The sequence below is a fragment of the Methylobacterium sp. Gmos3 genome, assembly GCF_056430985.1.
This window is the reverse complement of record NZ_JBWJYL010000004.1, coordinates 347,513-360,306: the sequence shown is the minus strand read 5'-3', so window position 1 is coordinate 360,306 and position 12,794 is coordinate 347,513. Positions and strand designations below refer to the sequence as shown.

The 12,794-nt window shown below is 66.8% G+C and carries 10 protein-coding genes and 4 pseudogenes; 5 read left to right on the top strand and 9 right to left on the bottom strand.

Going from position 1 to position 12,794, the window contains the following annotated elements:
• The first annotated feature begins 524 nt into the window (after window positions 1–524).
• The 5 genes and pseudogenes from ACS5Q7_RS10640 to ACS5Q7_RS10620 form a co-directional block, all read left to right on the top strand.
• Window positions 525–653 (top strand): hypothetical protein, encoded by a 129-nt coding sequence (locus ACS5Q7_RS10640; RefSeq protein WP_478339276.1) that lies wholly within the window; start codon window positions 525–527, stop codon window positions 651–653.
• A gap of 380 nt (window positions 654–1,033) precedes the next feature.
• Window positions 1,034–1,440 (top strand): annotated as a pseudogene (locus tag ACS5Q7_RS10635) (dTDP-4-dehydrorhamnose 3,5-epimerase family protein); the annotation flags it as partial.
• 14 nt (window positions 1,441–1,454) lie between these two features.
• Window positions 1,455–1,723 (top strand): annotated as a pseudogene (locus tag ACS5Q7_RS10630) (sugar nucleotide-binding protein); the annotation flags it as partial.
• A 26-nt stretch (window positions 1,724–1,749) separates the two neighbouring features.
• Window positions 1,750–2,268, top strand: a pseudogene (locus tag ACS5Q7_RS10625) (sugar nucleotidyltransferase); the annotation flags it as partial.
• 79 nt (window positions 2,269–2,347) lie between these two features.
• Window positions 2,348–3,443 (top strand): annotated as a pseudogene (locus tag ACS5Q7_RS10620) (IS3 family transposase); the annotation flags it as partial.
• Between the two features lie 81 nt (window positions 3,444–3,524).
• Here the strand turns inward: ACS5Q7_RS10620 and ACS5Q7_RS10615 are convergent.
• From ACS5Q7_RS10615 to ACS5Q7_RS10575, 9 genes are all read right to left on the bottom strand, one after another.
• Window positions 3,525–4,082: a cytochrome b gene (locus tag ACS5Q7_RS10615; RefSeq protein WP_478339275.1), complete on the bottom strand. Its 558-nt coding sequence runs from the start codon at window positions 4,080–4,082 to the stop codon at window positions 3,525–3,527.
• Window positions 4,079–4,678, bottom strand: a complete 600-nt coding sequence (locus ACS5Q7_RS10610) for a class I SAM-dependent DNA methyltransferase (protein WP_478339274.1) — start codon at window positions 4,676–4,678, stop codon at window positions 4,079–4,081. The genes ACS5Q7_RS10615 and ACS5Q7_RS10610 overlap by 4 nt, the downstream gene beginning before the upstream one ends.
• On the bottom strand, window positions 4,675–5,823 hold the full coding sequence (locus ACS5Q7_RS10605) for an acyl-CoA dehydrogenase family protein (protein ID WP_478339273.1): 1,149 nt from the start codon (window positions 5,821–5,823) through the stop codon (window positions 4,675–4,677). The genes ACS5Q7_RS10610 and ACS5Q7_RS10605 overlap by 4 nt, the downstream gene beginning before the upstream one ends.
• A gap of 151 nt (window positions 5,824–5,974) precedes the next feature.
• Entirely contained in the window at window positions 5,975–7,060 is a 1,086-nt protein-coding gene (locus ACS5Q7_RS10600) for an ABC transporter ATP-binding protein (RefSeq protein ID WP_478339272.1), read from the bottom strand.
• Complete coding sequence (gene ugpE / locus ACS5Q7_RS10595; protein WP_478339271.1) at window positions 7,060–7,893, bottom strand: sn-glycerol-3-phosphate ABC transporter permease UgpE; 834 nt, start codon at window positions 7,891–7,893, stop codon at window positions 7,060–7,062. Before ugpE ends, ACS5Q7_RS10600 begins: the two co-directional genes overlap by 1 nt.
• Window positions 7,893–8,774, bottom strand: coding sequence for an ABC transporter permease subunit (locus tag ACS5Q7_RS10590; RefSeq protein WP_478339270.1), 882 nt, complete (start codon window positions 8,772–8,774; stop codon window positions 7,893–7,895). Before ACS5Q7_RS10590 ends, ugpE begins: the two co-directional genes overlap by 1 nt.
• 27 nt (window positions 8,775–8,801) lie before the next feature.
• Window positions 8,802–10,145, bottom strand: coding sequence for a sn-glycerol-3-phosphate ABC transporter substrate-binding protein UgpB (gene ugpB / locus ACS5Q7_RS10585; protein ID WP_478339269.1), 1,344 nt, complete (start codon window positions 10,143–10,145; stop codon window positions 8,802–8,804).
• A gap of 145 nt (window positions 10,146–10,290) precedes the next feature.
• The gene (locus ACS5Q7_RS10580) at window positions 10,291–12,093 is read right to left on the bottom strand and encodes an ATP-binding response regulator (RefSeq protein ID WP_478339268.1); all 1,803 of its coding nucleotides are present in this window, start codon (window positions 12,091–12,093) and stop codon (window positions 10,291–10,293) included.
• On the bottom strand, window positions 12,090–12,686 hold the full coding sequence (locus tag ACS5Q7_RS10575; RefSeq protein ID WP_478339267.1) for a response regulator: 597 nt from the start codon (window positions 12,684–12,686) through the stop codon (window positions 12,090–12,092). Before ACS5Q7_RS10575 ends, ACS5Q7_RS10580 begins: the two co-directional genes overlap by 4 nt.
• Window positions 12,687–12,794 lie beyond the last annotated feature (108 nt).

Below are 12,794 nucleotides of genomic sequence, written 5' to 3'. Positions count from 1 at the left end.
AACCCAGTTTTGGAACATCATCCAAGCGGGCTTATACGAACGTAGTGACGAGGGGTGGTCGGCGAAGCAGAGCGCCGACGTCCTTAACCCTGTCCACCGATCTGCGTTAGCGGGTGATCCATGTCGTCGCGGTCGACGCATCCCGGCACGCAGCTTCCAAACGCAACGGAGTCGGTCTGGCAAGGGCCAGTTACTTAGGCGGCAATTCGCTCGAGAGAGCTATCTCGTGGCCAAGCCGATGGTCGGCAATCAGCGCTTGCATGTTCTCGCCCTGTGAGCGTGAGCCAGGCATTGACTCGCACAAGCTTCGGAACGCCGTTACTGGGCTCGGCATCTGCGTGGAACAGAACGGTCTCTCGCGTTCCTAATCGCTACGGCATCTCGCGAAAAATTGTCTTGCCTGCCTGATCTGCAATTGGCCGAGGAACGCGCCTTTTTCCGGTCTGTGTAAATGATTCCGGCGTGCCGGCGCGCTGACGGACGCGATCGTCGCGAGCTGGGAGGGAGGACCCGCTGGCTGCTATGTGGTCTTCACCGGCGGCGAGACCTTGTTCCAGCTCGACCCGGCGTCGATCGAAGCCGTGTACGGGCGAGGCTTCGAAATCGCCATCGAGACCAACTGGACTTTGCCGGCCCCCGCGAGAATCGACTGAATCTGCGTTAGCCCGAACGGACGCAGTCCCCTCGGGCTGACGAGCGGGGACGAGTTGAAGCTCGTCTTCCACCACTAGGATGCGCCGCCCGAAGCCTTTCCGAGTTGCGGTTCCGCCACCGCTTCCTCAAGCCCATGGACGGAGCGGAGGCCGCAGCCACCACCGGGGTCGCAATCGCCTATTGCCGCGGGGACGCTTGGTGGCGACTGTCGATCCAAACCAATAAGGTAATTGGGATCCCCTGACGGGCCGAGACCGACAAAAGGCTCTCTCTCGCCGCGATCGCAATTATAGAGACCCGGGATACCGGCAACGGAGGTTCGGGAAAGACCACGGCGAACTGACCTGCCGGGCAAGACGCTGCTACCCAGAGGTATTCCGTGGAGGTGATCGAGACGCGCACTCCCGACGTGAAGCGGATCATCCCGAAGCGCTTCGGGGATGCCCGGGGCTGGTATTAGAGAAGTTCCGGGCGGAGGTGCTCGCGGGTGCGGGCATCGCGGTGCCATTCGTGCAGGACAACCATTCGTTCTCGGTCCACCAGGGCATGGTGCGCGGCCCCCACTTCCAGAGTCCGCCGCAGCCTCAGGTGAAGCTCGTGCGGGTCATGTCCGGGGCGATCCTCGACGTCGCCGTCGACATCCGCCCCCACTCCCCAACCTAACGGCAGTATGTCGCCGTGCGCCCGGATGCAGAGGGCGGCGAGCAGCTGTTCATCCCGCACGGCTTCGCTCACGGCCTCTCCACCCTGAATCCGGACGAGTTGGTCGCCTACAAGGTCGATGCAGACCCGGACGCGGGCCATCAGGCACGTTCCACTGCGTCAATGCCGGCGCAACCACCTGGTGCGGCTTCGCCCGGGCGATCATGGCGCGGGCGGCCTGCCGGGGCGGGCGCTCCGTGCCAGTCGAGGGCATCCCGACCTCCGCCTACCCGACCCGGGCCCGCCGACCCGCCAACTCGCGACTCTCGACGGACAGCCTGACGGCCGCCTACGGCATCACCCCCGTCGGTGGGAGGCCGCCCTCGAGGACCTCCCAGACAGGCTGGTCGGGCCGGTCACCGCCTGAGCCGGAATGAGAGGGACACGCACCCGATGAAGGGCATCATCCTGGCCGGCGGCTTCGGCACGCGGCTGCATCCGGCGACGCTGTCGATCAACAAGCAGCTGCTGCAGGTCGACGACAAGCCGATGATCTACTACCCGATCTCTGTGCTGATGCTAGCCGGCATCCGCGAGATCCTGATCATTTCGAGCCCCGAGCACCTCGACAACTACAAGCGCCCGTTCGGCACCGGCGCACAGTTCGGGCTGTCTTTCACCTATGCGGTGCACCCACGGCCCGAGGGGCTCGCCCGGGCCTTCCAGATCGACCGCACCTTCGTGGGCGAGGACGCCGTGGTTCTGATCCTGGGCGACAACCTGTTCTTCGGCGCGGGCATGGCCGAGTTGCTGGCCCGGGCGGTGGCGCGTCCCACGGGGGCGACGGTGTTCGCCTACCATGTCGAGAACGCGCAGGCCTACGGCGTGATCAGCCTCGACGCGACGGGCAAGGCCACAAAGATCGTCGAGAAGCCGGACAAGCCGGGCTCGACCTGGGCGGTGACGGGCCTGTGACGTTCCACCAACGCTTTGGTCCGGCGTGAGTGCGAATTTTCCGGTTTTATAAGACCCTGGCTTGAGGAGCAAAGTGGTGAAGATGAGCAGATTTACCGAAGAGCAGATCGCGGTTCGTTAAAGCAGGCCGCTACTTTGACACCGGTCGCGGAGGTGCTGCGCCGAATGGTCATCTCCGAGCAGACATTCTACCGCGGGAAGAAGCTCTACGGTCGCTTGGGTACAGGCGAGCTGCGGCGTCTGCGGCAGTCGGAAGAGGAAAACCGCAAGCTCAAGCAGCTCGTGGCCGATCTGAGCCACGACCGGCACATCCTGCAGGACGGGCTCGCAAAAAAGCTCTGCCCCCTGCTCGGCGATAGGCGCTCATGCACCAGGGTCTGGAGGCGCACTGGGTGAACGAGTGGCGCAGCTGCGCCGCGCTCGGCGTCGGCTGGTCGAGCATGCGCTACCGCTCGACCAAGCCCGATCAGGCACGCTGCGGATGCGCAGCTGCGACCTAGCCAAGAGCCCGGTGCGCTACGGCTACTTCCGGATCTCCATCCTGCTGCGCCGAGGGGGCTGGCGGGTAAACCATAAAAGGGTCCACCGGCTTTACAGGGTTGAGGGCCTCAGCCTGCGGCACAAGCAGCCGCGCCGGCACGAGAGCGCGGCGCATCGCGAGCGTCAGCCTGCTGCGCTCCGGCCGAACGAACGCTGGTCGAAGGACTTTGTTCCCCACGCGCCGTTCGACAGCCGCCGACTGCGAGCCCTGACGGTCGTCTATGCGTTCACGCGCGAGGCTCTGTCGATCGAGGTTGACCAGGGCATCAAATACGAACAGGTCATGGCTGTCGTCGGCCGCTTGACGCTGCTGCGCGGAGCACCGAGCGAGATTCAGGTCGATAACGGGCTTAAGTTCGTCTCGAAGCCGCTCGACCGCTGGGCCTACGAGAACGATGTCACGTCGAACTTCACACGGCCTGGCAAGCCGCCCGACAACGCGCTGGTCGAGTCGTTCAACGGCCCGGCTGCGCGACGAGTGCCTGAATGCGAACAAGTTCTTGTCGTTGGCCGACTCGAGGAGCTCGATCGAGACCTAGCGGCGGCACTACAACCAGAGCCGTCCTCACACCGCCCCGGGGTGGCGAACGGCCCAGGAATTCACCCTGGCGGTGGCCCTGCAGGCCGCCGAAAAAGATACGAGAACTCACCTCCCGACCAGACCAAAATCCGGGGAACCTTCAGAGATCCGGACGCTCACCTTCCGGCCGGACCTAAATCCGAGGGACCCTCAACGTCATCCGCGTGAAAACGTCATCCTTCCAGCGCAGCCGATGGAGCAGCGCCATCGCGACATGTCCGAGGACGACAATCATCAGCGTGAAGCCGAGCCAATAGTGCAGAAGGTCGGCGGGGGCGATCATCCACTCGATCTTGCTGTCCCGTCCGGGCATCAGCGGAATTCCGTAGGGCGTGAAGGGCTTGCCCGAGCCGTACTGGCGCAGCAGCGCGAGGCTCGGGATCATGATCATCAGCGCGTAGATCAGCCCATGCCCGAGTGTCGCGGCACGACCGATCCGGTCATCATGCGACGGACGCCGCCGGAAGTTCGCCAGCCCCCAGATCCCGCGCAATAGGACCAGAACGAAAAGGGTGAAACCGAGGGTGAAATGGCTTCCGCCAACGAGGCGCGTCACGGCGGTATCGCCGATGGTGACGTAAAGGAGCGCTCCACTGAATTGCCATGCGAACAGCGCGGCCATCAGCCAGTGGAAGGCGCGGCTGATGCGGCCGTAGCGCTTCGGGGTGTCGAGCCAGCTGGCCGTGGTCATGCCTGCTCCGCCGATTCGTTTTCGAGCACGTCGAGGCGGTAGGCGTCGGTTGCGGCATGATGCACCCGGCGCAGGAACGTGTTTCCGGCCGCCATGAATGCGTCCGCAGCCGCATCGCCGCTCATGGGGTAGTGGGTCAGTCCGGTCCAGTGAACGAGGACCACCATGCCGCCGGGGCTCAGGCTGTCCCTCACCCGTACGACGAGGCGTGCCACGTCGCCGGGATCCAGGAAATAGACCACCTCCGACAGGACGATCAGGTCGAAGCGGCCAACTGGCCAGTCGCCGGGCACTCGGGCGCGGGCGAAGCGGACATGGCCGAGGTCGCGGTTGCGCTCGCGGGCCTGTTCGAGCGCCGTCTCGACCACGTCGAGGCCGAGAATGGCATCGCAGCGTTCGGCCAGCATCCGCGTCAGCACGCCGATGGAGCAACCGACCTCGACAGCCGAGGCGTAGCGCGCCCGCGGCAGGGCCGCGAGGGTGGCAGCGTATTTGGCCCGCTCGTAGTCGCTGCTGGCGAGCTGCCAAGGATCGACGTTGCCGGCGTATTGGCCGTCGAAGTAGCTCGGTGGCATCGAGGACGTGAAGCGGCTCACGGGACGTCTCCGCCCCAAAGGTCGCCCGCCATGCCCTCCGCGTCCAGGATCTCCTCCGCCGCGCCGACGAGCGCGCCATCGGGAGCCGGCTGACGCAGGTAGGTGGCGAGATCGCGCGACAGGCGTTCCAGGGGATGGCCGCGCAGGAAGCCCTGGAGCCCCACGGAGCGCTGGGCCAGTTGCAGCACGTCGAGGCCCGCCCGCTCGACGGCAAGGCGAACGAGGTTGATGCAGGCGACGATCCGTTCGGGCGGCAGGATGTCGTCAGAAACGGTTTCGGCGCCACGCTTCACCCAGTTCCGCGCCCCTTCGAGGGCCAGCGCGCCCTCGCCAAGGCGCGCGAGCTGGTGCGGATCCGCGCCACGGCCGGTGCGGACGAGATGCGCCCGCCACGCATCGAACACCGCCTCGATCCCGCCGAGTTGCACGGCCGCGAAGCGCCACGCCCCGCTGGAGAAGGCGGGTTGGCGAAAATAGGCGTCCGGCGCGCCGAGCATGTCCTCTCGGCCGAGCGGCAAGCCGGTGAAGTCGAGGGTGCCGGAGCACGAGGCGCGCATCCCCTGAGACTGCCAGCTCGACAGGTCGGCGCGCGTGCCGCTCTCCAGCGGCACCACCAGCATGTGCGTGCCGGGCGCGCCCTCCCGGCGTGCGGTGACGAGGGCGCGGGTGACGCGCCCCGCCCCGGAGGCGAAGGTCTTCACGCCGCCAAGGCGCAACCCTTCCTCGGTTTCGGTGATGACGAGGCCGTTCTCCGGCGGCTCGGTGTTCCAGACGCCGAAGAGATGCCCGGCACGGGCATCGGCGAAGAGCCTCTTGCGCTGGGCGGGATAGCCGTGGGCAGCCACGAGTTGGAGCGCGTTGACGTGCCCCTCGTAGAGCCGGCCGAGGGCGAGGCTGCCGTAGCCGACGAGGCGCAGCACCTCGACGAGCGTCGCCGCAGCCGGCTCGTCGCCGAGCCCGGCCCCACCGTCCTCGGCCGGAATCGGCGCGGCGAGGAGGCCGAGATGCGCGAGGTCGGCCACGTCCTCGCTCGGAAAGCCGTCGTCGTGGTCATGCGCGGCTGCGCGAGATGAAGCCGTTGCCGCGACCCGTCGCGCGGAAGCGACAGCATCGTAGGCGAGGTCCAAAGGCGTTCTCTGGTCCATCCGGCGCTTTCATCTCGGGTCCAAGGCCATTCGATCCGCGAAGACCAAAGCCCCACTCCGACAACCGGACGGATGCCGAATCTTTCGCATAGGTTTTGTGCGCCATCGGAGCGCACGCTCGCCTTCCCGGAAATCGGCGGGTCGACGAGGCCTATGAGGAACGAACGGCCGAGCCTGCCGGATCAATCCGCTGGCCCGATTCCCGATCGAAGACATGGATATGGGCACCCGGAAAGCTGACGCGAATGGACTCGCCCATCGCAGGCCGGTTGGCGGTCCTGACGGTCAGTGCCTTCCCGTCCGGCCGGGCGGCATGGATCAGCATTTCCGATCCCAAAAGCTCGATCACCTCGACAGGCCACGCCATGCCCTCCGGGTCGAGCGCGACGTGCTCGGGGCGGATGCCGAGGATCACCGGATAGCCGTCCGGCCAGTCGTAGCGGTTCAGCCCCAGGTCGATCTCGGTGCCCTCGATCGCGATGGCGGTGCCGTTCCGGCGGAAGAGGCCGGGCAGGAGGTTCATCGCCGGCGAGCCGATGAAGGCCGCCACGTAGGTGTCGGCCGGGCGCTCGAAGATCTCGGCGGGCGTCGCGAGTTGCACCGGCACGCCCTGGTGCATCACCAGCAGCCGGTCGCCGAGCGTCATCGCCTCGACCTGATCGTGCGTGACGTAGAGACTCGTCACCTTCAGCCGGCGCTGCAAGCGGCGGATCTCGCCGCGCATCTGCACGCGCAGCTTGGCATCGAGGTTCGACAGGGGTTCGTCGAACAGGAACAGCTTCGGATCCCGGACGATCGCCCGGCCCATGGCGACGCGCTGGCGCTGGCCGCCGGAGAGTTGGCGCGGCTTGCGCTCGAGGAGCGCGTCAAGCCCGAGCAGCGACGAGGCCGCATCGACCTTGGATCGGATCTCGGCCTTGCGCAGGCCGCGGATCTTCAACCCGTAGGCCATGTTCTCGAACACGCTCATATGCGGGTAGAGGGCGTAATTCTGGAACACCATGGCGATGTCGCGCGCGGAGGGGTCGAGCCGGGTCACGTCGCGCCCGTCGATCAGGATCCGCCCACCGGTCGGCGTCTCCAAACCCGCGACGAGGCGCAACAGGGTGGATTTCCCGCAACCCGAGGCGCCCACGATCACCAGCATTTCGCCATCGGCGAGGGCGAGGTCGACCCCCTTCAGAATCTCGTTGCGGCCGAAGCTCTTGCGCAGTCCTTCGAGCCTCAGGCCCGCCATCACTTGTCCCCTTCGGTGAGGCCCTTCACGAACCAGCGCTGCATCAGGAGCACCACCGCCACGGGCGGAACCAGCGCCAGCACTGCGGTGGCCATGACCTTGTTCCACTCAGTGGCGGTGTCGACGCCGATCATCTTGACGATGCCGATCACCACCGTGTCGAGCTTCGGGTCGGTCGCGACGAGGAGCGGCCACAGGTACTGGTTCCACCCATAGACGAACAGGATCACGAACAGCGCCGCGATGTTGGCGCCCGAGACCGGGATCACGATGTCCCGCAGGAAGCGCAGCGGCCCCGCGCCATCCATCCGCGCGGCTTCCACCAGCTCGTCGGGGATGGCCAGGAAGGTCTGGCGGAACAGCAGCGTCGCCGTCGCGGAGGCGATCAGGGGAAGGGTCAGCCCGGTGAAGCTGTTGATCAGGTCGAGGGACGACATGACCTGGAAGGTCGGGATCAGCCTCACCTCGACCGGTAGCATCAGGGTCAGGAAGATCAGCCAGAAGGCGGTCATGCGGAAGGGGAAGCGGAAGAAGGTCACGGCATAGGCCGAGGGCAGCGACAGGGCGATCTTGCCGAAGGCGATGGCCAGCGCCATCCCGGCCGAGACGAGCAGCGCCCGCCACACCGGCCCCGCCCCCGCCGAGCCGTCGAGCAGCACGTCGCGGTAGACGCCGAGCCCGTCGAGGTTCGGCACGAGAGAGACCTCGCCCCGCGCGATGGCGGCGGAATCCTGCGTCGAGCCCGCGATGGCGATCCAGATCGGCAAGGCGAAGATCAGGACAGCCAGCAGGAGGACGGCGTGGGGAACGAGCTTAAGGGAGAGCCGTCGCATCAGGTGACCGCCTTCCGCCCGAGGAAGCGGAATTGCAGGGCGCAGAGGACGATCACGCCCACCATCAGCACCACCGATTGCGCCGAGGACGAGCCGACATTCGCGTTGACGATGCCGTCGAGATAGACCTTGAGCACCAGCGTCTGGGTCGATTGCCCGGGTCCGCCGGCATTCACCGCGTAGACCGTCGCGAACGTGTCGAAGGCCGCGTAGACGAGATCGACCACGAGCAGGAAGTACACGGTCGGCATCAGCAGCGGCAGCACGATGGTGCGGAACAGGCGGAAGCCTCGGGCTCCGTCGATCCGCGCCGCCTCGATGATCGTCTTCGGGATGGCCTGAAGCCCCGCCAGGAAGAAGATGAAGTTGTAGCTGATCTGCTTCCACGCGGCGGCGAGGATCACCAGCGCCATGGCCTGCGTGCCGTCGAGCTTGTAATCCCAGGCGATGCCGACCCGGTTCAGCCACGCGCCGACGAGGCCGATCTGCGGGTGGAACATCAGCACCCACAGCACCGCCGCCATTGCCGGCGCCACTGCATAGGGCCAGATCAGCATCGTGCGGTAGAAGGCCCGGCCGCGGATCTCCGTATCGGCCAGGACGGCGAGCACCAGCGCCACGCCCATCGAGAGCAGGGTGACGCAGAAGCAGAACAAGGCCGTCCGCCCGATGGCCGCCACGTAGAGCGGATCACCGAACAGGTCGGCGAAGTTTTCCAGCCCGACGAATTCCGTGCTGGTGCCGAAGGCGTCCTCGCGCTCCAGGCTCGACTTGACCGCCTGCAATGCCGGCCACAGGAAGAAGACGAGCGTCAGCCCGAGCTGAGGCAGAATCAGCAGTGCCGGCAGGAGCTTGCCCGGAAAGAGTGTGCGTCGTTCCATCGGCGCGGAGCCTTCCGATCCGCCGCGTCAGCCGCGAGCGGATTTCTGGAACTCGCGCAGCACGCGGTTCCCGCGGGCGACGGCGCTGTCCATGGCGGCCTGCGCACCCTGTTGGCCCTGAAGCGCCTTCTCGATCTCCTCGTAGAGGATCACCCGGATCTCCGGCAGGCGGCCGAGCCGAAGCCCCCGCGAGTTCGGGGTGAGTTCACCCCGCGCCAGCTGCCGCGCCGGCACGTCGGTGCCGGGGTTCGTCTCGAAATAGCCGGCCTGCTTCGTCGCCTCGTAGCCGGCGCCGGTCACGGGGACGTAGCCCGTGTGCTGCGCGTAGAGGGCGACCTGCTCGGGCTTGGCGATGAAGGCATAGAAGGCCGAGACTGCCTTGTACTCGGCCTCGGTGCGCTTGGGCGCAGTCATCGCCCAGAGGCTCGCGCCGCCGATGATCGAGTTGTTCGGCTTCGGATTCAGCGCGGGCTCTGTCGGCAGGAACGCCTCGGCGTAGCGGAACTTGGCGTTCTTCACGATGTCGGCGCGGCCCGAGGACGAGCCGAAGCCGATCGCGGCCTGCCCGGAATAGAAGATCGCGTCCGGCGCCGTGTCGCGGCCGGCATACTTGAAGGCGCCGTCCTTCGAGAGGTCCATGAAGCGCTGAAGCTGATCGACGAAGGGCTTCGTATTGATGAGCAGTTGCGCGCCGAGCCCGTCATAGCCGTTGCCCTCGGTGGCGTAGGGCAGGTTCTGGATGGCGGCGTATTCCTCGAACTGGATCCACGTCATCCAGGCGGAGGTGCTGGCGATGGGCGTTGCCGCCTTGGAGGCCAGGGCGCGGGCCGCCTTGGCGAAGTCGTCATAGGTGGCAGGCGGCGTGTCAGGGTCGAGCCCGGCCTTCTCGAAGGCGTCGCGGTTGTACCACATCACCGCCGTCGAGGAGTTGAACGGCATGGAGGCGAGCTTGCCGTCCGGCAGGCTGTAATAGCCGCGCACGCCGGGAATGTAGGCGTTGGGGTCGAGGGCGAGCCCGGTTTCCTCCGCGAGCTTCCACGCCGGCTTGATGGCCGGACCCGCCTGCAGCATCGTTCCGGTGCCAACCTCGAAGATCTGGACGATGTGCGGCGCCTTCCCGGCGCGATAGGCGGCGATGGCCGCCGTCAGGGTCTCCGGGTAGGTGCCCTTGAACACGGCCTCCAGCGTGACCTCGGACTGGCTGGCGTTGAAATCCCGCGCGAGGCGTTCGACCTCCTCGCCGTTCGCCCCGGACATCGCGTGCCAGAGCACGATGGGCGTCCTGTCGCCGGCGGCGGAAGCGGAACGGGGCTTCAGCGCGGTCCAGGCGGCCAAAGAGCCGGCGCCGGCCAGCAGCACACGACGATCCATCAGAACCCTCCCGATCGCGGGATCACGCGGCCCGTTTCGACGAGCCTGCGCAGTCCCGTGGCCGCGCTCCGGCGCCCGCGATCACCATGCACGGGTGATTGACCGGAATAAACCCATGGTGCCGTTCGGTCCGCAGGCAGGTCGCTCAGGTCGCAACTTCATCGAGGGATTCCCGCTCGCCGCTCGACGGGGGCTGTTTCACCGGCAGCATCGCCAGCAGGGCGGAGCGGAGCATTTCCGGGCGGACCGGCTTGTGGACTAGGGGAATTCCGCTGTCCAAGGCCTCCCGCAGGCGCGCCGGTGCCGTGTCGCCGGTGATGAGGATCGCGGGGATCTGGCGGCTCCAATGCCGCCGCAGGGTCGCTATGGCGTCGGCGCCGGTCTGGTCGTGACGCAGGCGGTAGTCGCAGATCAAGACATCCGGCGGAGGTTCAGAGGCGGGATGCCGCGCGACGTCGGCTGGATCCTCGAAGGCACGGCACTCACAGCCCCAGCCGGTGAGCAGCGCCACCATCGCGTCGCGCACGATGGCATCGTCATCGACGATCAGGATCCGCGCCCCGCTCAGCGAGCCGTCGTCGAGCGCGATCATCTCTCCGTCGCCCGCGTCGGCCGTCTCGAACGTCCGGGGGACGAGGATGCGGAAGACGCTGCCGCTATTCACCTTCGACGAGAGGGAGAGCGCATGCCCCAGCGAGGCGGACAGCCCCCGCGCGATGGCGAGGCCCAACCCGAGTCCCTTGTGCCGATCCCGTTCCGGGTTGCCGAGCTGGTAGAATTCGCGAAACACATCCTCCTGCTTGTCGTCGGGAATGCCGATCCCCGTATCGTAGATTTCGATGGAGACGTGGGCGCCCCTGCGCCGGCAGCCGATGAGAACGCCGCCGCGCTCGGTATAGCGGATGGCATTGAGGATGAGGTTGCGCAGGATCAGCTCGAGCAGCGCGGGGTCCGACACGACCATCAGATCGGTCTGCGGCGTCCGGTAGATCAGGCGCTTGGCATCGGCCAGATGGGCGAGATCGTTCTCGATCTTGTCGAGCAACGGCTGGAGCTCGATGGCTTTCGGGCGAGGCGTGACGACCCCGGCTTCCACGCGGGAGAAATCGAGCAGCGTGTTGAGCATGTCCGTCGAGGCGACGTTCGCGGCCTGGGCGCTGCGCAGGATGCGCCGCTGCGCTTCGGCCAGATGGGTCTGGCTCAGCGCCTGAAGGAACAAGCCCAGCGCGTGGACGGGCTGCCGCAGATCGTGGCCGGCGGCAGCGAGGAATTGCGATTTCGCGGAATTGGCGTGCTCGGCATCGCGCCGGGCCGCGTGGGCGGCGGCCGTTTCCTCGCGCAGCTGCTCGACCAGATTGGTGTTCTCGAAGCGGAGCTCGATCGATTCCCGGACGCGGCGGCTCGCGAGGACGACCTGCCCATATTGCCCCACGACGAAGAGGACCGAACAGATCGCCAGCGCGCGATAGGGAGCGCCGCCGAGCGACCAGAGCGTCCCGGAGGCGATTGCGGCAATGGGCAGGACGAGCGCGAGGTAGAGGTGGCGTCGCGGTGCCAGTAGCGAGACGCCGTTGCTGCAGGTGGCGCCGAGCAGCGACATCGTCAGGATGCTGACCGCAGGCACCTGAAGGGGCAGCGCGATCCAGATCAGCGACCCAAGGATCGAACCCTCGAGAATCTTGCTGAGGAACACGATGCGCTCGATCGAGCGGGCCTTATCGGGCCGGTCCACGCTGTGCCGCGCCCGGCGCGCGAAGGCCGCCGCCGATAGTCGCTCGGCGAGGAAGGCACCGTACCAGCCGAGGAGCAGGGTGTGCGAAGCCAGCGTCCACAGCACCGCGAGCATCAGCGTCGAAACGAGGAAGCCCACGGCGACCGACTGCGTGACGCCGTCGAGGACCAGCCGCAACTCCTCGGCGGTGATCCTGTGGTCCCGCGACCGCGTCATCGGATCAACCCGAGCTGCTGGGCCTTGAACACGGCCTCCGCCCGCCGCGTGACAGCCAGGACCGTCAACAAGCCCTGCACGTGGCCGCGCACCGTATGTTCCGACAGCCCGAGCTGGCGGCCGATCATCTTGTTGGACAGGCCGCGCCCGACGAGGGCAAGCACCTCCGCCTGCCGGGGCGTCAGCGATGGGCAGACCGGACCACTGGGCGGCGGGACGGCCGGAGCGTTGTCCAGCATCTCGCGCAGGACGCTCATCATTCGGTCGGGCCTGTCCGTCTTGGAGAGGAACGCGTAGGCGCCCTGAGCCAGCGCGGCTTCGACCGTGTCCGGCATATCCAGCGCGGACACCACGATGATCCTGGCGGCGGGCCAGCGTCGCTGAAGCAGGACCATCCCGGTGAGGCCGCTCGTTCCGGGCAGCTGTATGTCGAGAAGAATCACCGTCGGCACGATCGTATCGATGGCGAGCGCCTCGTGAAGCGAGGCACTGTCGAAGATCGGAATGCGGGCGAACGCCGTCGAGAGCATCGACACGATGCCCGAGCGGAACAGCGCGTGGTCATCGATGATGAGGATCGCTTGCTGCGCCATGCCGAGCCTTGTGTAGAGCAAACGCGGAGGCGCCGTCGCGTCTTGTAGACCAGTCCATATGGACTGGTCCACGAAGTCTTGATGATCGGCTAAGTCACGGGGCGAGGA

Coding starts and splice junctions, on each gene's coding strand:
- ACS5Q7_RS10615 (WP_478339275.1), bottom strand. CDS start 4,082: ATGACCACGGCCAGCTGGCTCGACACCCCGAAGCGCTACGGCCGCATC.
- ACS5Q7_RS10605 (WP_478339273.1), bottom strand. CDS start 5,823: ATGGACCAGAGAACGCCTTTGGACCTCGCCTACGATGCTGTCGCTTCC.
- ACS5Q7_RS10600 (WP_478339272.1), bottom strand. CDS start 7,060: ATGGCGGGCCTGAGGCTCGAAGGACTGCGCAAGAGCTTCGGCCGCAAC.
- ugpE (WP_478339271.1), bottom strand. CDS start 7,893: ATGCGACGGCTCTCCCTTAAGCTCGTTCCCCACGCCGTCCTCCTGCTG.
- ACS5Q7_RS10590 (WP_478339270.1), bottom strand. CDS start 8,774: ATGGAACGACGCACACTCTTTCCGGGCAAGCTCCTGCCGGCACTGCTG.
- ugpB (WP_478339269.1), bottom strand. CDS start 10,145: ATGGATCGTCGTGTGCTGCTGGCCGGCGCCGGCTCTTTGGCCGCCTGG.
- ACS5Q7_RS10580 (WP_478339268.1), bottom strand. CDS start 12,093: ATGACGCGGTCGCGGGACCACAGGATCACCGCCGAGGAGTTGCGGCTG.
- ACS5Q7_RS10575 (WP_478339267.1), bottom strand. CDS start 12,686: ATGGCGCAGCAAGCGATCCTCATCATCGATGACCACGCGCTGTTCCGC.